Origin of the sequence: Stenotrophomonas sp. SAU14A_NAIMI4_8 (assembly GCF_003086695.1) — a bacterium.
In the GTDB taxonomy this organism is placed as follows: domain Bacteria; phylum Pseudomonadota; class Gammaproteobacteria; order Xanthomonadales; family Xanthomonadaceae; genus Stenotrophomonas.
The window spans coordinates 1,720,286-1,741,959 of record NZ_CP025999.1; the positions used below are offsets into that span (position 1 = coordinate 1,720,286).

Here is a 21,674-nt window from a genome sequence, read left to right on the forward strand (position 1 = left end):
TGACAGTGCGGATCGCAGCGAAGGGCAGGGCATGAGCGTGTATCTGGGCATCGATGCCGGCACCCAGAGTGTGAAGGTGGTGGCCTATGACGCGCAGGCACGGCAGGTGCTGGCGCAGCAGGCGCGGCCGTTGTCGCTGACCGCCACCGACGACGGCGGGCGCGAGCAGAACGCAGCCGATTGGGTGCAGGCGCTGGTGCAGGCCATTCAGGCGTTGCCGGGCACGCTGCGCGCGCGGGTGCGCGGGCTTGCCGTTTCCGGCCAGCAGCATGGCTTCGTACCGCTGGGCGCGGACAACCGCGCGCTGGGGCCGGTGAAGCTGTGGTGCGACACCAGCAGCAGCGAGCAGTGCGCGCAGATCGTGTCGGCGATGGGCGGGGTGGCGGCCTGCATTGCCGAAGCCGGCAACGACCTGCGCGTGGGCTACACCGCCTCCAAACTGCGCTGGACCCGCCAGCACCGGCCGGACGTCGATGCGGCTCTGGACGGCATCGCGCTGCCCCATGATTACCTGAATCTGTGGCTGACCGGGCAGCGCTTCATGGAGGCCGGCGATGCCTCCGGTACCGGCTGGCTGGATGTGCGCCGGCGCACCTGGTCGGCGCCGATGCTGGCGGCCACCGATGAGTGGCGCGATCTGGCCGGACTGCTGCCGCCGCTGGTCGAGCCCGACCAGGGATTCACCCTGTTGCCCGCAGTGGCGGCGCTGCTGGGCCTGCCTGCGAACACCCGCGTGGCGGTCGGCGGTGGCGACAACATGATGGCGGCCATCGGCACCGGCGCGGTGCGCGAAGGGCGGCTGAGCATGAGCCTGGGCACGTCGGGCACGCTGTTCGCGTGGAGCGCCACCCCGAGCATCGATCCGCAGGGACGCTGGGCCGCGTTCTGCGCTTCCGACGGTGGCTGGCTGCCCTTGATCTGCACGATGAACTGCACCGTTGCTACCGGCCAGGTGGCCGCGCTGCTGGGGCAGTCGCCCGCGCAGTGCGAAGACCTGCTGGCGCAGAGCGCGCCCGGCGCCGACGGGCTGGTGATGCTGCCGTTCTTCAATGGCGAACGCAGCCCGGACCTGCCGCTGGCGCGCGGCGCCCTGCATGGGCTGGACCTGCACAACCTGGGCCCGGCCAACCTCTATCGCGCCGCGATGGAAGGGGCCAGCTACAGCCTGCGCCTGGGCTACGACGCCCTGGTCGAGGGCGGGCTGCAGGGCCAGCGCCTGGTGCTGACCGGCGGCGGCGCCAACAGCCCCGGCTGGCGGCAGATGATCGCCGATCTGTTCCAGTTGCCCGTGGTCGTGCCCGTGCAGGCCGAAGGCGCCGCGTTCGGCGCTGCACTGCAGGCGCTGTGGCTGTGCGAGGGGCAGGGCGGGGCACTGGCCGATCTGGTCGATGAGCACCTGAAGTTCGATGCCGGCCAGGCCGCGCAGCCCGATCCCGAGCGCGGCGCCCTGTACCAGGCCGGTTACCAGCGTTTCGTCCACCACCTGCAGGCGCTGACGCCGTTGTTCCAGCAGCGCCTGCCCTGATCCCGAAGAAGGAAGCATCGTCCATGGCAACCCCGTTCCATGTTGGTCAGCGTGAGTACTTCCCCGGCATCGGTCGCATCCCCTTCGAGGGCCGCGACTCCGACAACCCCCTGGCCTTCAAGGTCTATGACGCGCAGCGGCAGATCGGCGGGCGCAGCATGGCCGAGCACCTGCGCTTCGCGGTGGCCTACTGGCACAGTTTCTGTGGCGCCGGGCAGGACCCGTTCGGGCCGGGCACCCGCGCCTACCCCTGGGACCGGGGCGATACGCCGCTGGCCCGTGCCGAAGCGCGCTGCGATGCCGCCTTCGAATTCTTCACCAAGCTGGGCGTGCCGTACTGGTGCTTCCACGACGTGGACCTGGCCCCCGACGCGGATGACATCGGCGAGTACCGCGCCAACCTGGCGCACATGGTGGATCTGGCCGGCCAGCGCCAGCAGCAGACCGGCATGAAGCTGCTGTGGGGCACGGCCAACCTGTTCTCGCACCCGCGCTACATGAACGGTGCGGCGACCAATCCGGACTTCGCCGTGGTGGCGCGCGCCGCCGTGCAGGTCAAGGCCGCGCTTGAAGCCACGGTGGCCCTGGGCGGCAGCAACTACGTGTTCTGGGGCGGCCGCGAAGGCTATGCCTGCCTGCTGAACACCGACATGAAGCGTGAGCAGGCCCACCTGGCGCGGTTCCTGGCAGCGGCACGCGACCACGGCCGCAGCATCGGCTTCGAAGGCACGTTCCTGATCGAGCCCAAGCCGATGGAACCGATGCACCACCAGTACGATTTCGACAGCGCCACCGTGGTCGGCTTCCTGCGCCAGCACGGCCTGGATGCGGACTTCAAATTGAACATCGAAGCCAACCACGCCACGCTGTCCGGCCACACCTTCGCCCACGACCTGCAGGTGGCGGCCGATGCCGGGCTGCTGGGCAGCATCGATGCGAACCGGGGCAATCCGCAGAATGGCTGGGATACCGACCAGTTCCCGACCGACCTGTACGACACGGTCGGGGCGATGCTGGTGGTGCTGCGGCAGGGCGGTCTGGGCCACGGCGGGCTGAACTTCGATGCCAAGGTGCGGCGCGAATCGACCGATCCGCAGGATCTGTTCCTGGCCCATATCGGCGGCATGGATGCCTTCGCCCGCGGCCTGGAAGTGGCCCATGCGCTGCTGCAGCAGTCGCCGCTGGAACAGTGGCGGCGCGAGCGCTACGCCAGCTTCGACCAGGGCCCGGGCCAGGCGTTCGCGGCCGGCCAGCTGGGCCTCGATGCGCTGTGCGCGCTGGCCGAACAGAGCGGCGAGCTGCGCCAGCGTAGCGGACGGCAGGAGGCCTATGAGAACCTGCTGAACCAGTACCTGCTGCGCTGAGCGGCAGGCCCTTTCCCTTCGCGGATGAACCCATGTCCACAGCGATTCCTGCAAGCGCCGGCAGCCGCGGCGAAAACACCGCTTTCATCGTCCTGATCAGCTGCGTGGCCACCCTCGGTGGTTTCCTGTTCGGCTTCGACAGCGGGGTGATCAACGGTACGGTCGATGGCCTGCGCCAGGCATTCAATTCCAGCGAGGCCGCGCTGGGCTTCGAGGTGGCCTCGATGCTGCTGGGCTGCGCCATCGGTGCCTTCGTGGCCGGGCGCCTGGGTGACCTGCTGGGCCGCCGCAGCGTGCTGATCATTTCGGCGGTGCTGTTCCTGCTGTCGGCGCTGGGTGCGGGCGCAGCACATGCATCGTGGCTGTTCGTGGCCGCGCGCATGGTCGGCGGTTTCGCGGTGGGCGCAGCCAGCGTGATGTCGCCGGCCTACATTGCCGAAGTGGCCTCGGCGCGCTATCGCGGCAAGCTGGCCACGGTGCAGCAGATGGCGATCATCAGCGGGCTGTTCGCCGCCTTCCTGAGCAACTACCTGCTGGCGCGCGCGGCCGGCGCGTCCACCGAGCCGCTGTGGCTGGGGCAGGAGGCCTGGCGCTGGATGTTCTGGATGCAGGCCATTCCCTCGCTGCTGTTCCTGGTGCTGCTGCTGACCATTCCCGAGAGCCCGCGCTTCCTGGTCGCCAAGGGCCGGCACGCGCAGGCCGAAGCGGTGCTGGCCCGCCTGTACGGGCCGGCCGAGGCACGGGTGAAGCGCGGCGAGATCGAGGGCAGCCTGGCCCAGGACCAGCACCGGCCGACGTTTGCCGACCTGAAGGACAAGGCCAGCGGCAAGCTGCGTGGCATCGTCTGGGTGGGCATCGGCCTGGCGGTGCTGCAGCAGCTGGTGGGCATCAACGTGGTGTTCTACTACGGGGCCGTGCTGTGGCAGGCGGTGGGCTTCTCGGAAAACGACGCGCTGTTGATCAACGTGCTGTCCGGCGCGCTCAGTATCGGCGCCTGCCTGGTAACGGTGCTGCTGATCGACCGGATCGGCCGCAAGCCGCTGCTGTGGATCGGTTCGGTGGGCATGGCGGTGTCGCTGGCGCTGATGGTGGTGGCGTTTGCCAGTGGCAGCCTGGTGGACGGGCGCCTGCAGTTGTCCGACGGCATGGGCCGGCTCGCGCTGGTGGCGGCCAACGTCTACGTGGTGTTCTTCAACATGTCCTGGGGCCCGGTGATGTGGGTGATGCTGGGCGAAATGTTCCCGAACCAGATCCGCGGCTCGGCGCTGGCCGTGGCCGGTGCGGCGCAGTGGACATCGAACTTCGCCATCACCGTCACCTTCCCGATGCTGCTGGCCGGCATCGGCCTGGCTGGCGCATACGGCATCTACACCGTGGCCGCCTTCCTCTCCATCTTCTTCGTGGTCCGCTACGTCCGCGAAACCAAGGGCAAGGAACTGGAGCAGATGGAAGGCTGACGCGCTTTGGCTTCGGAGGCGCTGCGTTCGCGCCTCCCGGCTACGTGGGGGAGGGGGCGGCCTGCCCCCTCTCGACACATTGCGGGTGGCGGACGCAGGTCTGCGCGTCGGGGTCGAATTGGCGGCGGAGGAGCGGGGCTGTTCCCGCCGCCGTCGCGGGAAACTGTCAGGAGGGGGCGGGCCACCCTGGCCTGGACCGTTGGCGCCAGGGATGGCGCCACCGAGCACCATGGATGGGCTTTGGCGTGTCCAGGCCAGGGTGGCCCGCCCCCTCGAACGCAGGAACAGGTAGGCGCTACAGCGACCAAGCGTCCGGAGTAGTGAACTCCGGAAAACAGAAAAGCCCGCACATTGGCGGGCTTTTTCGGTTCCTGCTGCGGCGACTGGTGCTCCCTAGGGGACTCGAACCCCTGTTTTAGCCTTGAGAGGGCCACGTCCTAACCACTAGACGAAGGGAGCATGTATGTCGCTGCCGAGGCAGGAGCGGTAGTATAGGTACCTCGATGCCAATGGGCAATCCCGAAACTTCAACCGGAAGCGCCAACATCATTTCCCCTGCTCCATCTCCGTTCAGCCTGCGCGTCATTCCGCGCGACCAGCACACGATCTCCCGCAAGGAGATCAGCCCGAACGCCCTGCGCGTGCTTTATCGCCTGCGCGATGCCGGTTTCGGCGCCTACCTCGTGGGCGGCGCAGTGCGCGACCTGCTGGTCAATGGCCAACCCAAGGATTTCGACGTGGCCACCGACGCCACGCCCGAACAGGTCAAGCAGTTGTTCCGCAACTGCCGCCTGATCGGCCGCCGTTTCCGCCTTGCCCACGTGGTCTTCGGCCGCGAGATCATCGAAGTGGCCACCTTCCGTGCCAACAGCGATGACGGCAGCGGCGACCGCGAAATGGAAAACGGCATGCTGGTGCGCGACAACGTCTACGGCACCATCGAAGACGACGCCGTGCGCCGCGACTTCACCTGCAACGCCCTGTACTACGCCATCGAGGATTTCTCGGTGCGCGATTACGTCGGCGGCTTCGAGGACGTGCAGGCACGCCTGATGAAGCTGATCGGCGATCCCGAACAGCGTTACCGCGAAGACCCCGTGCGCATGCTGCGCGCGGTGCGCCTGGCCGCCAAGCTCGGGTTCCAGATCGAGCAGGGCACCGCCGCGCCGATCCCGCAGCTGGCCGGCCTGCTCAATGAGGCGGCCCCGGCACGTCTGTTCGAAGAGGTGCTGAAGCTGTTCCTGTCCGGGCACGGCGTGGCCAGTTTCGAAGGGCTGGAGCGCTACGGCCTGCTGGACGTGCTGTTCCCGGAAAGCGCCAAGGCGCTGAAGTCGAACCGTACCGGCGCATTGCGCCGCATGCTGGTGGAAGGCCTGGCCAACACCGATGCCCGCGTGGCCAACGACGAACCGGTCTCGCCGGCGTTCCTGTTCGCGCTGCTGCTGTGGCCGGCCTACTGCCGTGCCCAGGCCACCCTGCTCAAGCAGGGCGTGGCCCCGGAAGAAGCACAGCGGCGCGCCGCCGACCGGGTGACGGTGCAGCAGCTGAGCACCATCGCCCTGCCGCGCCGGTTCTCGCTGCCGATGCAGGAAATCTGGCTGCTGCAGTCGCGCTTCAGTTCGCGCCAGCGCAAGCGCGTGTTCCGCACGTTGACCCATCCGCGCTTCCGTGCCGCCTTCGATTTCCTGTCGCTGCGCCAGGTGGCCTCGGCCGAGCACGAAGCCGATGTGCAGTTCTGGCGCGAGGCGCAGGCGCAGTCGGGCAACGAGCTGGAACACTCGCTCGACGCCATGCACGCCGAGGGGGGCGACGAAGAGGGCGGGGCGCCGCGCAAGCGCCGCCGTCGCCGCCGTCGCAGCGGTAGCCCGGGCGGCGCCGCCGAGTAAGTCATGACCGTTGCGTGGATAGGCCTGGGTGCCAACCTGGGCGATGCGGCGGGCACGGTCCGCGCGGCGATTGCCGCGCTGGACACGCTGGCCGGCACGCGCCTGCAGCGGGCATCGCGGCTGTATGCCACCCCGGCCTGGGGCAACGAAGACCAGCCGCCGTTCGTCAATGCGGTGGCGGCCGTGGATACCGCGTTGGCGCCGATGGACCTGCTGCAGGCCCTGTTGGCGCTGGAGCAGCGTTTCGGCCGGGTGCGCGACCCGGCCGTGCACTGGGGCCCGCGCGCGCTGGATCTGGACCTGCTCCTTTACGGTCAGCAGACCGTGGACGCGCCTGCGCTGCAGGTGCCGCATCCGTACCTGCACCAGCGCGCCTTCGTACTGGTGCCGCTGGCCGAAATCGCGCCGGAACTGACCATTCCCGGCCATGGCAGCGTGCAGGACGCAGTGATGCGGGTCGACGCCTGCGGGATCGCGCCGATAGGGTGATAATGCCCGGGTTATCTCCCCCGGTTATCAGCACATGAGCACCCACGCAGACAGCAAGCCCTGGACCGTACCCGCGCTGGCCGAAGCCAAGCGCAATGGCCAGAAGCTGGTCATGTTGACCGCCTACGACGCAGGCTTTGCCCGCACTTTCGACGCCAATGGCGTGGACCTGATCCTGATCGGCGATTCGCTGGGCATGGTCGTGCAGGGCCACGATTCCACCCTGCCGGTGACGGTGGCGGACATGGTCTACCACACCCGTGCGGTGTCGCGCGTGCTGCAGCGGGCGCTGCTGGTGGCCGACCTGCCGTTCGGCGCCGATGCCACCCCGGAACGTGCGCTGGACGCCTCGCTGCAGCTGCTGCAGGCCGGTGCCGAGATGGTCAAGATCGAAGGTGCCGGCTTCAAGGTCGACATCGTGCGCTACCTGGTGGAGCGCGAGATTCCGGTGTGTTCGCACCTGGGCCTGACCCCGCAGTCGGTGCTGCGCCTGGGCGGCTTCAAGATCCAGGGCCGTGGCGATGCCGCGCGCCAGCTGGTGGAAGACGCCAAGGCCGTGGCCGCCGCCGGTGCCACCCTGATCGTGCTCGAATGCATGCCGACCCCGGTGGCGGCTGAAGTGACCGCTGCAGTGGACGTGCCGACCATCGGCATCGGTGCCGGCCCGCACTGTGATGGCCAGGTGCTGGTGCTGCACGATTTCATCGGCCTGGACAGTGGCCACCGCCGTCCGAAGTTCGTCAAGGACTTCCTGGCCGAAGGCGGTTCGGTGGCCGGTGCCACCCGCGCCTACGCTGACGCCGTGCGCGACGGCAGCTTCCCCGACGAACAGCACGCCTACGCCCAATGATCCAGACCTTCAACGAACTTGGCGCACTGCGCGAACAGATCGCCCAGTGGAAGCAGCAGGGCCTGCGCGTGGCGCTGGTGCCGACCATGGGCAACCTGCACGGCGGACACCATTCGCTGGTGGCCCTGGCCCGGCAGTACGCCGACAAAGTGGTGGCCAGCATCTTCGTCAACCCGACCCAGTTCGGGCCGAACGAAGATTTCAGCCGCTACCCGCGCACGCCCGAGGCCGACGTGGCCGGGCTGGAGCAGGTCGGTTGCGATGCCGTGTGGCTGCCCAGCGTCGAGGCGATGTACCCGCTGGGCGTGGACAAGACCACGCAGATGCACGCCCCCGGCGTGAGCGAAGTGCTGGAGGGCGCCAGCCGCCCGGGCCACTTCGATGGCGTCTGCACGGTGGTGGCGCGCCTGTTCCTGCAGGTGCAGCCGGACGTGGCCGTGTTCGGTCGCAAGGACTACCAGCAGCTGGCGGTGATCAAGCAGATGGTGGCCGAGCTGTCCTTCCCGATCCAGATCGTCGGTGCCGAGATCGTGCGTGACGACGATGGCCTGGCCAAGAGCTCGCGCAACCAGTACCTGGATGCGCAGCAGCGACCGCTGGCCACCACGATCCACCGCACCCTGCTGGGCATGCGCGAAGGCTACGTGGCCGGGCACACGCGGGCGCAGATCGAAGCCGATGCCACCGCCGCACTGCAGGCTGCCGGTTTCCAGGTCGACTACGCGGTGCTGCGCACCCCGGAGCTGGCCGAACCGACCTTCGACGGCGGCGGCCGGGTGGCGCTGATTGCCGCCCGCCTGGGCAGCACCCGGTTGATCGACAACCTGGAATTCTGATGTCTGCGGGGTCGGATCCCTTTCCCGTTGGGAAAGGGCTCTGACCCCACTTACAGCCTGCTACCTGAACAAGTTGCCAGCCGTGATGCCCGGCGCCACGCGGGTGCTAGAATCCGCACTTTCCTTTGCGTTGTGCCGTGCCATGCACCTGTCCCTGCTGAAGACCAAGATCCACCGCGCCACCGTCACCCATTCCGAGCTGAACTACGAAGGTTCCATCGCCATCGATGACAACCTGCTGGCTGCCACCGGCATCCGCGAGTTCGAGCAGGTGCACATCTGGGACGTGACCAACGGTGCGCGCTTCTCGACCTATGCCATCCGTGCCGAAGCCGGCAGCGGCGTGGTCTCGCTCAATGGCGGCGCCGCGCGCCACGTGCAGGTCGGCGACATCATCATCATCGCTGCCTTCGCCAGCATGACCGAGCAGGAAGCGGACAGCTTCAAGCCGAAGCTGGTGTACGTGGACGGCAACAACCAGATTTCCCACACCAACGACACGATCCCGACCCAGGCCGCATGACAACGAACAACGGATTCGACTCGCTGCATTCCCACGCCCAGCGCCTGAAGGGCGCAAGCATTCCCAGCCTGCTGGCCGCCGAACCTGGCCGCGTGCAGGATCTGGCGCTGCGGGTCGGTCCGTTGTATGTCAATTTCGCGCGGCAGAAGTACGATGCCGCTGCGTTGCAGGCGCTGCTGGCGCTGGCCGCCGAGCGCGATGTCGGCGCGGCCATCGCCCGCCTGTTCCGCGGCGAACAGGTGAACCTGACCGAAGGCCGTGCGGCGCTGCATACCGCGCTGCGCGGTGATGGCGTGGATGCGCCGGTGGCGGCCGAGGCCTATGCCACCGCGCGCGACATCCGCCAGCGCATGGGCGTGCTGGTGCGCGCGCTGGAAGACAGCGGCGTGACCGATGTGGTCAGCGTCGGCATCGGCGGTTCCGATCTGGGCCCGCGCCTGGTGGCCGACGCGCTGCGTCCGGTCACTGGCGCGCGCCTGCGCGTGCATTTCGTGTCGAACGTGGACGGCGCCGCCATGCAGCGCACGCTGGCCACGCTGGACCCGGCCACCACCGCCGGCATCCTGATTTCCAAGACCTTCGGTACCCAGGAAACGCTGCTCAACGGGCAGATCCTGCATGACTGGCTGGGCGGCAGCGATCGCCTGTACGCGGTCAGCGCCAACCCCGAGCGTGCCGCCAAGGCCTTCGCCATCGCCGCCGAGCGCGTGCTGCCGATGTGGGACTGGGTGGGCGGGCGTTACTCGCTGTGGTCGGCGGTCGGCTTCCCGATTGCGCTGGCCATTGGTTTCGAGCGTTTCGAGCAGCTGCTGGACGGTGCCGCGCAGATGGATGCGCATGCGCTGGACGCGCCGCTGGAGCGCAACCTGCCGGTGCTGCATGCACTGACCGATATCTGGAACCGCAACCTGCTGGGGTATGCCACCCACGCGGTGATGACCTACGACCAGCGCCTGGCGCTGCTGCCGGCCTACCTGCAGCAGCTGGTGATGGAAAGCCTGGGCAAGCGCGTGCAGCGCGACGGCCAGCCGGTCACCACCGACACCGTGCCGGTGTGGTGGGGCGGGGCAGGCACCGATGTGCAGCACAGCTTCTTCCAGGCGCTGCACCAGGGCACCAGCATCATTCCGGCCGATTTCATCGGCTGCGTGCGCAACGACGATCCCTACACGGTGAACCACCAGGCGTTGCTGGCCAACCTGCTGGCGCAGACCGAAGCGCTGGCCAACGGCCAGGCCAGCGACGATCCGCACCGCGACTATCCCGGTGGCCGCCCCAGCACCCTGATCCTGCTCGATGCACTGACCCCGCAGGCGCTGGGTGCGTTGATCGCCATGTACGAACACGCGGTGTACGTGCAGTCGGTGGTCTGGAACATCAACGCCTTCGACCAGTTCGGTGTCGAGCTGGGCAAGCAGCTGGCCAATGGCCTGTTGCCGGCGCTGCAGGGCGAGGATGTGGCGATTGCCGATCCGATGACCCGCGAGATCCTGGCGCAGCTGAAGGGCTGACGTATCTGTAGAGTCGAGCCATGCTCGACTCTACAAGTCGGTAGCGCCGGGCCATGCCCGGCGGACGCGACCCCGCATCAACGGCTCGGGTCGCGCTCCGGGCTTGGCCGCTTGGCCAGCTTGCGCTGCAGCGAACGCCGGTGCATGCCCAGCAGCCGCGCCGCGGCCGACACATTGCCGCCGGTCTCGTGCATGGCCTGCTGGATGTGTTCCCACTGCAGGCGGCTGATCGGTGTCATCGCATCGGGCACTTCCATTTCGCCCTCATCGGCCGGGCCATCATCCTCTTCGCCAAGGGCGCGCAGGATCATCGGCACCGTGGCCGGTTTGGGCAGGTAATCGTCGGCGCCCAGCTTGATCGCTTCCACTGCGGTGGCGATGCTGGCGTAACCGGTCACCAGCAGGATGCGCATGTCCGCACGCAGCGCGCGCAGCGGCTGGATCAGGGCCAGGCCCGAATCGTTGCCCAGCTTCAGATCGATCAGGGCGAATGCAGGCGGCTGCTGGCGTGCCAGCATCAGCGCGCTGGCCGCATCCTGTGCGGTCTGCGTTTCCAGGCCCTTGCGGGCCAGGCTGCGCTGCAGGGTGCGCAGGTACAGTTCGTCGTCGTCGACCAGCAGGCCAAGGGTTGAGGCGTTCATGGGGTGTCCTCGCGTGGGGCCAGCGGCAGGCGGAAGCCGACGCGGCTGCCGGCCCCCTGGGCCGGGCGCATCCACATCTCGCCCTGCAGGCGTTCGATGGTGGCGTGGGACAGGGCCAGGCCCACACCCATGCCTTCACTTTTACTGCTGCCGAACAGCCGGCCCGGCAGCACGGCGGCACGGGCGTTGAAGCCGTGCCCGTAATCGCGCACTTCGCCGATCAGGTCGTCGCCTTCGATGCGCAGGTCCAGGTCCACGCGCGGGCGCCCGGCCTGTTCGCCCGCATCGGCCGCGTTGTTCAGCAGCACCATCAGCAGGTGGCCCACGCCGGGGTCGAGCGGCAGCCGTAGCGGCGCGTCGTCGTTGCGGTGCAGGTCGATGGTCGGTCGCACCAGCCGCCACTGTTCCAGCACCTGCTGCGCGCTGGAATGACCGCGGCCGGGGCCTTCGGTGGATGCCGGCGCGGCCAGCGCCAGCACGCGTTCACGGCACTGCACCAGCAGTTCGCGCAGGGTTTCCATGTCCTCGCGCACTTCCGGCTCTTCGCTGCGCTCGGCCACGTCATCGGCCAGCAGGGTCATGGTTGCCAGCGGGGTGTTCAGTTCGTGCGCCACCGAGGCGGCGTGGGTGGCCAGGGCGACGATGCCTTCGTTGCGGGCGAAGCGTTCGCGCAGCGCCGACAGTTCCAGTTCGCGCTGGCGCAGGGCCGTCGCCAGGCGGGTGGAAAAGGTCAGCACGACCGCCGCAGACAGCAGGAAATTGGCCACCACGCCCCAGCGGTTCAGGTCCAGCGCGCGGAAGTAGCCGGCGGGCAGGGGTTGGCCGAACACACCGCTGGCGGCGTAGCCCAGCAGGCAGGCGCCGGCCACCGCCAGCGCCCAGCGGCGGGGCAGGGCGAAGGCGGCCAGCGCGATCAGAATCAGGAACAGCGAGCCGAAGGGGTTGGCGATGCCGCCGCTCCAGCCGACCATCCAGGTCAGGATGATCACGTCCACCAGGATGTGCCCGAACGCGGTCAGCGGGGCGGTATCGCCCGCTTCCGGGCGCAGCTGGGTGTACAGGTTGAACACGGCCAGCACGGCCACGCCCGCCCACAGGGGCTGCTGCGGCAACGGCAGGCCCAGCACCCAGGTGGCGACCAGGATGGTGGCCGCCTGGCCGGCCACGGCCAGCCAGCGCAGGCTGCACAGGGTACGAAGGAACGGGGCGTCGGGTCCGGTCATGCCTGCCCATCGTATGCGTTCATCGCACGGGGTGCCTGCGACAATCGGCCGCAGACGCGCTGGCCGCTGAATGCGACCCACCCCGAATGCGGGGGCGGGCGGTAGAATGGCCGCATGCACGACGCCGTCACCCGCCCTACGCCCCCCTCCGATGCCACCGCCTGGCCGCGCCGCCAGACCCATGCCGTCCAGATCGGCGGGGTCACTGTAGGCGGCGGCAAGCCGGTGGTGGTGCAGTCGATGACCAACACCGACACCTCCGACGTGGCGTCCACCACCAAGCAGGTGGCCGAGCTGTGGCGTGCCGGGTCGGAAATGGTGCGCCTGACCGTCAACACGGTTGAAGCGGCCGCGGCCATTCCGCGCATCGTCGACAAGCTGGCGATGATGGGCATCGACGTGCCGCTGATCGGCGATTTCCACTACAACGGCCACCAGCTGTTGACCGCCGAGCCGGCCTGCGCCGAAGCGCTGGCCAAGTACCGCATCAACCCGGGCAACGTCGGCTTCGGCAAGAAGAAAGACCTGCAGTTCGCGCAGTTGATCGAATTCGCCGTGCGCTACAACAAGCCGGTGCGCATCGGTGCCAACTGGGGTTCGCTGGACCAGGCGCTGGCGGCGAAGCTGATGGACGAGAACAACCATCGCGAACAGCCCTGGGACGCCGGCCGCGTGCTGCGCGAAGCACTGATCCGCTCGGCGCTGGATTCGGCCGAACAGGCGGTGGAACTGGGCCTGCCGCGCGATCGCATCGTGCTGTCGGCCAAGGTGAGCGGCGTGCAGGAACTGATCGCGGTGTACCGCGACCTGGCCCAGCGCTCGGATTTCGCCCTGCACCTGGGCCTGACCGAAGCCGGCATCGGCAGCAAGGGCATCGTGGCCTCGGCCGCGGCGCTGAGCGTGCTGCTGCAGGAAGGTATCGGTGACACCATCCGCATTTCGCTGACCCCCGAACCGGGGCAGTCGCGTACGCAGGAAGTGATCGTCGCCCAGGAACTGCTGCAGACCACCGGCCAGCGCGCCTTCACCCCGCTGGTGACCGCGTGCCCGGGCTGTGGCCGTACCACCTCCGAATTCTTCCAGGAACTGGCCAAGGTGGTGCAGAACCACGTGCGCGAGAAGATGCCGCTGTGGAAGATCCACCACCCGGGTGCGGAGAACATGACCCTGGCGGTGATGGGCTGCATCGTCAACGGCCCGGGCGAGTCGCGCCACGCCAACATCGGCATTTCGCTGCCGGGTACCGGTGAGACGCCGGCCGCACCGGTGTTCGTCGATGGCGAGAAGAAGGTGACCCTGCGCGGCGAGAACATTGCCCAGGAGTTCGTTGCCCTGATCGACGAGTACGTCGAACGTACCTATGTCCGAAGCGCAGGATAAGCCCGTCATCCTGGCCGCGCCGGAGCCGGCGTCCGGCTTCCGCCACTGGATGGCGCGCAACGCCTGGCGCCTGCTGCTGCTGTTTGCCGGCGTGCTGCTGCCGCTGGCCGGCTTCGTGGCGCTGGCCGACGAGGTGCACGAGTTCGAATCGTTCCATTTCGATGCGCCGTTGCTGTGGCAGATGCACGGCCTGCATTCGCCGGCATTGGACACGTTCTTCGTACTGCTGTCGCGGCTGGGCTACGAATGGTTCCTGATTCCCGCCGACGTGCTGATCGTGGGCGCACTGGCCTGGCGGCGGCGCTGGCGCGAAGCGACCTTCGTGGCGGTGTGCTTCGTCGGTTCGGCGCTGCTGAACATGGGCAGCAAGCAGTTCTTCCAGCGTGACCGCCCCAGCCTGTGGGAATCGATCGCGCCGGAATCGACATTCAGTTTCCCCAGCGGCCATGCCATGGGCTCGATGACCCTGGCGATGACCCTGGTGCTGCTGGCCTGGAACACCCGCTGGCGTTGGCCGGTACTGGTGCTGGCCCCCGCGTTCAGCCTGCTGGTGAGCGTGTCCCGGGTCTATCTGGGCGTGCACTATCCCTCGGACATCCTGGCCGGATGGTGTGCCGCGCTCGTTTGGGTGGTAGGGTGCTATCTGGTCATGTTCCGTCGCCGGCATCCTTGGCGGCGTCACGGTTCGCCGCCAGCGAGGGCCAGCGAAGCGATCGCAACAGGGGATTGACGCGGTTGTCCCGTTTGGGACGCCGCGCAATGGATGTGTAGTTTCGATGTCGGGGGTTTTACGGGGCCAGGGACGGAATCGGCGCGTGAAGAATGTGATGCGCAAGGCAGAACGCCGTTTTTGCGCAGTTTCCGCGCTTGCGATGTGCCATGGCGCACGCCTAGCTTGGCCCCCGATGGCCGCATTCGAAGAGGGACGTGGATGACGATTCGAGTCTACCTGGTGGATGACCACGCGCTGGTCCGCACCGGGATGAAAATGATCCTGTCGGGGGAACCCGACATCGAGGTCGTGGGCGAAGCCGAGACCGGCGAGGACGCCCTGCGTGAGGTCCGTCAGCTGCTGCCGGACGTGGTGCTGTGCGATCTGCACCTGCCCGGTGTCAGCGGCATGGAGGTGACCGAGCGCATCGTGCGCAGCCACCGCGCCACGCGCGTGGTGATCGTATCGGTGCTGGAAGATGGGCCGCTGCCCAAGCGCCTGCTCGAGGCCGGCGCGGCCGGTTACATCGGCAAGGGCTGCGATGCGCAGGAACTGCTGCGCGCGGTGCGCGACGTGGCCGGCGGTCGCCGCTACCTGGGCACCAGCATCGCGCAGAACCTGGCGCTGTCCACGGTGGAAGGCAACGCCTCGCCGTTCGATACGCTATCGCCGCGCGAACTGGAAGTGGCCCTGCTGCTGACCCAGGGCCTGCGCCAGGAAGACATCGCCCGGCGCCTGAGCCTGAGCGCGAAGACGGTGAACACGCACAAGGCGCGCCTGTTCGAGAAGATGGGTATCCACGACAACATCGCGCTGGCGCGCATGGCCAGCCAGTACGGGCTGGTGGATCCGGCACGGCCGCTGTAAGAATTCCAGCCAACGGCGCAGCCCCTCGCGGTGGTGGTGCGGTCGGATTCTGGAGGGTGGCCCTGCGGAGGGATTGCGCAGGGGACGCCGTGAATCCATCCCTGGAGGCTCGGTCGCGCCATCCATGGCGCTCACGCCCCTGCGCAATCCCTCCGCAGGGCCACGGATAGTTTCCGTGCGCCGCCACCGCGGAATGAAGAAGGAGGAGCGGGAGCGGGTCGCGCGCGTTGCGCGCTCGTGGCCTGGGGCCAGCGGACCCCGGGGTCGGATCCCTTTCCCGGCGGGAAAGGGCTCTGACCCCGTAGTTCTTCAGTGGCCGCGGACGCGCTTGACGATCTTCGCCGCCTGGGCGGCGCTTTCGCGCACCTTGTCCCACTGGCCATCGGCGATCCAGTTGCCCGGCACCATCCACGAACCACCGATGCAGACGACGTTCTTCTGCTCCAGGTATTCGGCGGCGGTGTTTTCGGTGATGCCACCGGTGGGGCACAGCTTCAGGTCAGCCACCGGCCCAGCCAGGCCCTTGATCATCGCCAGCCCACCCACGGCCGTGGCCGGGAACAGCTTGCAGACGCGGAAGCCGCGCGCGTAGAGCGACAGCAGCTCGGTGGGCGTGGCCGCACCCGGCACCACCGGCAGCGGCGCCGCCGCCAGCGCATCGGCCAGCACCGGCGGCGTACCCGGAGTGACCAGGAAATCCGCACCGGCATCGATGGCCTGCTGCATCTGCTCCACGGTCAGCACCGTGCCCGCACCCACCACCACATCGGGCAGTTCGCGCTTGAGCATGGCCAGCGCCTCCATCGCCACCGGCGTGCGCAGGGTCAACTCGATGGCCGGCAGCCCGCCCTCCAGCAGCGCCGCACTGACCGCCCGCGCCTGCTCCAGCGTATGAATCGTCACCACCGGCAGAATACCCGCCGCCCGCAGCATCTCCGCCGCCTTAACCTGATGTTGCTCGATACCCATGCTTTTGCCCTTGCCTTCGCTTTCGCTCTATTTGTGCTCTTCAACGATCACTTCGCGGCGTTGACGCGCCGGAGAGTGTCAGGAGGGCGCGGTCAGCCCCAGCCGGGACCGCAGGCGCCATGGATGGCGCCTACGAGCCCCCAAGGAGGGGTTTACGGCGTGTCCCGGCTGGGGCTGACCGCGCCCTCAACCAGGAACCCCACCGCCGCGACAAACCCGCAACGCTCTTCAAACCCTCAGGCGTCCTTCGCCTCATGCGGCGCCGCCGCCGCCGCAGCATCGTGCCCCAGCTCGTACTCCGCGTCGTAATCCCACGGCCCACCATCGGCCGCCGCCGGCCCGCACGAAATCGAAATCGCGCCCTGGTCCGCAGGCCCGACCACCCGACGATTGATCGCAAACAGATTGCGGCCCATGTCGTTGGCCGCCGGCGCGGTATTGGGCGCCAGCGTACGCGCCGCCCATTCGGCCGCATCCACCAGCACTTCCAGCGTGCCGGCCTCACCGTCCAGACGGATCATGTCGCCCTCGCGCACCTTGCCCAGCGGCCCCCCGCGCGCCGCTTCCGGCGTCACGTGGATGGCCGCCGGAATCTTGCCCGACGCACCCGACAGACGACCGTCGGTAACCAGCGCCACGCGCCGGCCCTGGTTCTGCAGCAGGCCCAGCAACGGCGCCAGCGAATGCAGTTCCGGCATGCCGTTCGCGCGCGGACCCTGGTAACGCACCACCGCCACGAAATCCTGCGGCAGCATGCCCGCGGCGTGCAGCTTGTTCAGCACCTGCGGCGCATCGACCACCACGGCCGGGGCCTCGATGGTGCGGTACTGCGGCTTCACCGCCGACAGCTTGATCAGCGACTTGCCCAGGTTGCCACGCAGCAGGCGCAGGCCGCCCTGGCTCTCGAACGGATTGTCCACGCCGCGCACCACCTCGTCGTCGGCGCTGCGTTCCAGTCCCGGCAGGTAGACCAGCTGGCCATCGCGCAGCTGCGGTTCGCGCGCGTAGTCGGCCATGCCGCCGCGCGCCACGCTGACCAGATCGCCGTGCATCAGCCCGGCCTTGATCAGTTCACCGAACACGAAGGCCGGGCCACCGGCGGCGGCAAAGCGGTTCACGTCGGCTTCGCCGTTCGGATAGACGCGTGCCAGCAGCGGAATCAGCTGCGACAGCTCGTCGAAATCGTCCCAGGTCAGCACGATGCCGGCCGCGCGGGCCACGGCGATCCAGTGGATGGTGTGGTTGGTCGAACCGCCGGTGGCCATCAGCGCGATCACCGCGTTGATGATGGCGCGCTCGTCGATGATGCGGCCCAGCGGACGGAAATCGTCGCCCAGCGCGGTGATGTCCAGTGCGCGCTCGGTGGCTTCGCGGGTCAGTGCATCGCGCAGCGGCGTGCCGGGGTTCACGAACGACGCGCCCGGCAGCTGCACGCCCATCGCTTCCAGCAGCACCTGGTTGGAATTGGCGGTGCCGTAGAAGGTGCAGGTGCCAGCGCCGTGGTACGACGCCGATTCGGCTTCCAGCAGCTCCTCGCGGGTGGCTTCGCCGGCGGCGTAGCGCTCGCGCACTTCGGCTTTCTGCTTGTTCGGAATGCCCGGGGTCATCGGGCCGGCCGGTACGAACACTGCCGGCAGGTGGCCGAAGGCCAGCGCGCCGATCAGCAGGCCGGGGACGATCTTGTCGCACACACCAAGGTAGACGGTGGTGTCGAACATGTCGTGGCTCAGGCCGATCGCGGTCGCCTGGGCGATCACATCGCGCGAGAACAGCGACAGTTCCATGCCGCCGCGGCCCTGGGTGACGCCGTCACACATGGCCGGCACGGCACCGGCCACCTGCGCGGTCGCGCCCAGTTCGCGGGCGATCTGGCGGATCTGCTCGGGGTAGGTCTCGAACGGCTGGTGCGCCGACAGCATGTCGTTGTACGCGGTGATGATGCCCAGGTTGGCGGTGACGCCGCCGCGCAGGCGGCTCTTGTCCGTGCCGCCACAGGCGGCGAAGCCGTGGGCAAGGTTGCCGCAGCTCAGGCGGCTGCGGAACGGGCCGTCACGCAGCGAGGCGTCGATCGTGGCCAGGTAGGCGGCGCGGGACGCGGCGCTGCGGCGGATGACACGCTCGGTGATGGCTTGCAGTTGCGGATGGAGGCTCATTGGCTACCGGCATTCAAGGTGGCGAGTGACAGGCGGCACCGAGGTGCCGCCGCCGACATCAATCAGCCCAGTGGACGCGCAGGCGCGCGCCGTCCAGGTTGATCGCAGAAAGGATCGGGTACAGCTGCGGGTCGTTGCTGTCCAAGGCCTGGCGCAGCACCTGCAGCTTCTGCTTGCCGCGCAGCAGCAGCAGGCGCTGGCGGCACTGGCCCAGCCCGCGCGGGGTCAGGGTGATGCGCAGCGGCCACTGGTTCGAGCCCGGGCAGCCGGTGGCATCCAGCGCCGCGTAGGGCAGGGTGCTTTCCAATGCGCGGGTCAGGTCCTTCGAACCCGGGAACAGCGACGCGGTATGGCCGTCGTTGCCCATGCCCAGGGCCACCACGCTCGGCGCCTGGCTGTGCTGGGCCTGCAGGTTGGCGGTGTACACGCATTCGGGCAGCGGCTTGCCCACCCGCACCAGCGGGTCGAAGTGCGCGCCTTCGGCACGCTTGAGCAGGTGCTCGCGCACCAGCCAGGCATTGCTGTCGCGATCCTGCGGCGACAGCCAGCGCTCATCGGCCAGGCTCACTTCCACCCGGTCCCAATGCACGTCCAGTTCGGCCAGCGCCTGGTACACCGGCGCCGGGGTGGTGCCGCCGGACAGCAGGATGCGGGCACGGCCCACGTCGTTGATGTCATGGTTGATGGCCTGGGCCATCTCGGCGGCCACCGCTTCGATCCAGGCATCGGCGTCGCCGTGCTGTACGAAGTCGATGCGGTCGTCGTGGAAGATCGGGCTCATGCAGCAACTCCAGGGGCATCGCGTTCGGCGTCGGCGGCGTAGGCGGCAGCGCCCAGCAGGCCGGGGCAGGGGTGCATGATCGCCAGCGACGGCACCCGGCCCATGATGGAAGAGAACCGGCCCTTGTGTTCGAAGCGCTGGCGGAAACCGGAATGCTGCAGCGAATCGAGCATCTTCGGCACCAGGCCGCCGGTCAGGAACACGCCGTCCCAGGCGCCCTGCACCAGCACCAGGTCGCCGGCGATGGCGCCGAACACCGCGCAGAACACATCCACGGTGCGCATTGCCTGCGGGTCGCCCAGCGCGGCGCGCGCGGTCACATCGGCCGGTTGCAGCTGGCCCGGATCGAAGCCGGCCATTTCGCACACGGCGCGATGGATGTTGACCAGGCCCGGGCCGCAGATCAGGCGCTCGTTGGAAACGCGGCCGAACTGTTCGGACAGGATCTCCAGGATCCGGATTTCTTCCGGCGTGCCCGGCGGGAAGCTGACATGGCCGCCTTCGGTTTCCAGCGGGTAGCTGCGGCCGTGGCGCACAAGCAGGCCGCCCACGCCCAGCCCCGTACCCGGGCCGATGACGCCGTAGTTGCGCGGCTGGCCCGGTGCGGCCGGGGTCCAGTGCGCGCCGCCGATCTGCACCACGTCATGCGGCTGCAGCAGTGCTACGGCCATGGCCTGCGCGGCGAAATCGTTGATCAGGTGCAGTTCGTCGAAGCCGAGCATGGCCGCGGTGCGGCTGCGCGAGATCACCCACGGGTGGTTGGTGATGCGGGCTTCGTCGCCATCCACGCGGCCGGCCACGGCGAACACGCCGCGGCGGGCGCTGGCGCCGGCCTGTTCCAGGTAATGGCGCGCGGCATCGCCCAGCGACGGGAACTCGGCCACCGCGTATTCGCGGATGCTGTCCTTCAGCAGCGGCGCGTCCTGCGAGGTGTCGGCCAGGGCGAAGCGGGCGTTGGTGCCGCCGATATCGGCCACCAGCACCGGCTGGCTGGCGGCACTCATGCCGAGGCTCCGCTGTCGGGAGCATCCACGCCCTGCGGCAGGAACCCGGTTGCGCTGCTCGGGCCCCACTGGCCGGCCGGGTAGGGTTCCAGTGGCAGCTTGGCGTCCTTCCAGGCGTCGGCCACGCTGTCGATCCAGGCCCAGGCGGCGCGCACTTCGTCATCGCGCACGAACAGGGTGTGGTTGCCGTTGAAGGCGTCCAGGAACAGGCGTTCGTAGGCGATGCGGCGGTGCAGACCGGTTGGCACCGACAGTTCCAGCTCCAACGGGTGCAGTTCCAGCGCGCCCCATTCCGGGCCGGCCAGGCTGCTCATCAGGCCCAGTTCGATGTTTTCCTGCGGCTGCAGCTGGAACACCAGGCGGTTCGGTGCGGCCTGCGCACGCTGCGGGCGCTCGAACAGCCAATGGGTGACTGGCTTCAGGGTGACCACCACGCGGGTGGTGCGCTCGGGCAGGCGCTTGCCGGTAACCAGGTGGAAGGGCACGCCGCTCCAGCGCCAGTTGTCGATGTGCGCGGTGACACCGGCGAAGGTTTCCACGTCGCTGCCTTCCGGCGGCTGGTAGGCCTGGGCCGGCTGGCCGTTGATGCTGCCAGCCGTGTAGCGGCCACGGATGCTGTCACGCGCGGCGTGCTTGGCATCCAGCGGGCGCAGCGCGCGCAGCACCTTCACCTTTTCGTCGCGGATACGGTCGGCTTCCAGCGAGGCCGGCGGTTCCATCGCCACCATGCACAGCAGCTGCAGGATGTGGCTCTGCACCATGTCGCGCAGTGCGCCGGAGCGGGCGTAGTAGGCGTCGCGGCCGTCCACGCCTTCGCTTTCGGCCACCAGTATGTGCACCGATTCGATGTAGTTGCGGTTCCACACGGCTTCCAGCAGCGTGTTGCCAAAGCGCAGGGCGATCAGGTTCTGCACCGCGGCCTTGCCCAGGTAGTGGTCCAGGCGGAACACGCGGTCTTCGTCGATCCACTGGCCGATGGTGCTGATGATCTCCTCGGCGCTTTCGCTGTCGCTGCCGATCGGCTTTTCCAGCATCAGGCGTGCCGGCGATGCCAGTGCGCCGCCCTTGGCCAGGCCTTCGCAGGTGGAGATGTACAGGCCCGGCGGAATGGCCAGGTAGCTCACGCAGCGGCGGTGCACCAGGTCGGACACGGCGGCGGCCACCGAGTCGACGTCGCGCAGGTCCACCGAGCGGTAGTCGATGCGGCGCAGCAGGCCGGCGATGTCGTCCTGGCTGGCCATCGGCATGGCCTGCTGCAGGCGCGGGCGCAGGATGTCATGGAAGGCTTCGGTGTCGTGGCCGGACAGGGCCAGCGCACGGATGCGGAAATCCTCCGGCAGCAGGCCGTCGCCGAGCAGGCGCAGCAGCGAAGGGAACAGGTAGCGCTGGGCCAGATCACCTGTGGCACCAAACAGGAAGAGGGTGTCGTGCATCGCTCGAGTTTCAGATCCGGGTGACATCGTTGTCAATCGCTTCATGGCTGGGTTCAGGGGACATCCGCGC

Annotated in this window: 19 protein-coding genes and 1 tRNA gene; 12 read left to right on the forward strand and 8 right to left on the reverse strand. The window is 68.5% G+C overall.

Annotated elements, in window-relative coordinates; all coding sequences use genetic code 11:
* The first annotated feature begins 31 nt into the window (after positions 1-31).
* Genes xylB through C1930_RS08030 form a run of 3 tightly spaced genes read left to right on the forward strand, consistent with a single transcriptional unit; the run spans position 32 to position 4,346 of the window.
* Entirely contained in the window at positions 32-1,525 is a 1,494-nt protein-coding gene (gene xylB / locus C1930_RS08020; RefSeq protein WP_108772559.1) for a xylulokinase, read from the forward strand.
* 23 nt (positions 1,526-1,548) lie between these two features.
* The gene (gene xylA / locus C1930_RS08025) at positions 1,549-2,889 is read left to right on the forward strand and encodes a xylose isomerase (RefSeq protein ID WP_108771449.1); all 1,341 of its coding nucleotides are present in this window, start codon (positions 1,549-1,551) and stop codon (positions 2,887-2,889) included.
* A gap of 32 nt (positions 2,890-2,921) precedes the next feature.
* Complete coding sequence (locus tag C1930_RS08030; RefSeq protein WP_108752769.1) at positions 2,922-4,346, forward strand: sugar porter family MFS transporter; 1,425 nt, start codon at positions 2,922-2,924, stop codon at positions 4,344-4,346.
* A 384-nt stretch (positions 4,347-4,730) separates the two neighbouring features.
* Here the strand turns inward: C1930_RS08030 and C1930_RS08035 are convergent.
* Positions 4,731-4,805, reverse strand: a tRNA-Glu gene (locus C1930_RS08035).
* A 50-nt stretch (positions 4,806-4,855) separates the two neighbouring features.
* On the opposite strand from C1930_RS08035, the gene pcnB reads away from it, so the two are divergent.
* The 6 genes from pcnB to pgi all read left to right on the forward strand — a co-directional run bounded on the left by pcnB (position 4,856) and on the right by pgi (position 10,441).
* Entirely contained in the window at positions 4,856-6,232 is a 1,377-nt protein-coding gene (gene pcnB / locus C1930_RS08040) for a polynucleotide adenylyltransferase PcnB (RefSeq protein ID WP_108771450.1), read from the forward strand.
* A 3-nt stretch (positions 6,233-6,235) separates the two neighbouring features.
* Positions 6,236-6,721, forward strand: coding sequence for a 2-amino-4-hydroxy-6-hydroxymethyldihydropteridine diphosphokinase (folK, locus tag C1930_RS08045; RefSeq protein ID WP_108771451.1), 486 nt, complete (start codon positions 6,236-6,238; stop codon positions 6,719-6,721).
* A gap of 34 nt (positions 6,722-6,755) precedes the next feature.
* A complete protein-coding gene (panB, locus tag C1930_RS08050) occupies positions 6,756-7,571 on the forward strand; it encodes a 3-methyl-2-oxobutanoate hydroxymethyltransferase (protein WP_079221487.1) in 816 nt (271 codons plus the stop codon).
* Positions 7,568-8,407 carry a pantoate--beta-alanine ligase gene (panC, locus tag C1930_RS08055; protein WP_108755916.1) on the forward strand — a complete coding sequence of 280 codons (840 nt, stop codon included), beginning with the start codon at positions 7,568-7,570 and terminating at the stop codon, positions 8,405-8,407. The genes panB and panC overlap by 4 nt, the downstream gene beginning before the upstream one ends.
* A 142-nt stretch (positions 8,408-8,549) precedes the next feature.
* On the forward strand, positions 8,550-8,930 hold the full coding sequence (panD, locus tag C1930_RS08060; protein ID WP_004153087.1) for an aspartate 1-decarboxylase: 381 nt from the start codon (positions 8,550-8,552) through the stop codon (positions 8,928-8,930).
* A complete protein-coding gene (gene pgi, locus C1930_RS08065; RefSeq protein WP_108771452.1) occupies positions 8,927-10,441 on the forward strand; it encodes a glucose-6-phosphate isomerase in 1,515 nt (504 codons plus the stop codon). The genes panD and pgi overlap by 4 nt, the downstream gene beginning before the upstream one ends.
* 77 nt (positions 10,442-10,518) lie before the next feature.
* On the opposite strand, the gene C1930_RS08070 is transcribed toward pgi, so the two are convergent.
* Both C1930_RS08070 and C1930_RS08075 read right to left on the reverse strand, forming a co-directional pair.
* Positions 10,519-11,082: a response regulator transcription factor gene (locus tag C1930_RS08070; protein WP_108771453.1), complete on the reverse strand. Its 564-nt coding sequence runs from the start codon at positions 11,080-11,082 to the stop codon at positions 10,519-10,521.
* Positions 11,079-12,305, reverse strand: coding sequence for an ATP-binding protein (locus C1930_RS08075; protein ID WP_108755919.1), 1,227 nt, complete (start codon positions 12,303-12,305; stop codon positions 11,079-11,081). The genes C1930_RS08070 and C1930_RS08075 overlap by 4 nt, the downstream gene beginning before the upstream one ends.
* 114 nt (positions 12,306-12,419) lie before the next feature.
* Between C1930_RS08075 and ispG the strand changes: the two genes are divergently transcribed.
* The 3 genes from ispG (at position 12,420) to C1930_RS08090 (ending at position 15,264) form a co-directional block, all read left to right on the forward strand.
* Positions 12,420-13,685: a flavodoxin-dependent (E)-4-hydroxy-3-methylbut-2-enyl-diphosphate synthase gene (gene ispG / locus C1930_RS08080; protein WP_108755920.1), complete on the forward strand. Its 1,266-nt coding sequence runs from the start codon at positions 12,420-12,422 to the stop codon at positions 13,683-13,685.
* Entirely contained in the window at positions 13,666-14,415 is a 750-nt protein-coding gene (locus tag C1930_RS08085; RefSeq protein ID WP_108749275.1) for a phosphatase PAP2 family protein, read from the forward strand. Before ispG ends, C1930_RS08085 begins: the two co-directional genes overlap by 20 nt.
* A 201-nt stretch (positions 14,416-14,616) precedes the next feature.
* Complete coding sequence (locus C1930_RS08090; protein WP_108749276.1) at positions 14,617-15,264, forward strand: response regulator; 648 nt, start codon at positions 14,617-14,619, stop codon at positions 15,262-15,264.
* Positions 15,265-15,573: 309 nt separating this feature from the next.
* Here the strand turns inward: C1930_RS08090 and C1930_RS08095 are convergent, their stop codons facing one another.
* From C1930_RS08095 to zwf, 5 genes are all read right to left on the reverse strand, one after another.
* Positions 15,574-16,233, reverse strand: coding sequence for a bifunctional 4-hydroxy-2-oxoglutarate aldolase/2-dehydro-3-deoxy-phosphogluconate aldolase (locus C1930_RS08095; protein ID WP_108749277.1), 660 nt, complete (start codon positions 16,231-16,233; stop codon positions 15,574-15,576).
* Positions 16,234-16,469: 236 nt separating this feature from the next.
* On the reverse strand, positions 16,470-18,386 hold the full coding sequence (gene edd / locus C1930_RS08100) for a phosphogluconate dehydratase (protein ID WP_108771454.1): 1,917 nt from the start codon (positions 18,384-18,386) through the stop codon (positions 16,470-16,472).
* Between the two features lie 58 nt (positions 18,387-18,444).
* A complete protein-coding gene (gene pgl / locus C1930_RS08105; RefSeq protein WP_108755922.1) occupies positions 18,445-19,167 on the reverse strand; it encodes a 6-phosphogluconolactonase in 723 nt (240 codons plus the stop codon).
* On the reverse strand, positions 19,164-20,171 hold the full coding sequence (gene glk, locus C1930_RS08110) for a glucokinase (RefSeq protein ID WP_108771455.1): 1,008 nt from the start codon (positions 20,169-20,171) through the stop codon (positions 19,164-19,166). Before glk ends, pgl begins: the two co-directional genes overlap by 4 nt.
* Positions 20,168-21,604: a glucose-6-phosphate dehydrogenase gene (gene zwf, locus C1930_RS08115; RefSeq protein ID WP_108749281.1), complete on the reverse strand. Its 1,437-nt coding sequence runs from the start codon at positions 21,602-21,604 to the stop codon at positions 20,168-20,170. Before zwf ends, glk begins: the two co-directional genes overlap by 4 nt.
* Between the last annotated feature and the right edge of the window lie 70 nt (positions 21,605-21,674).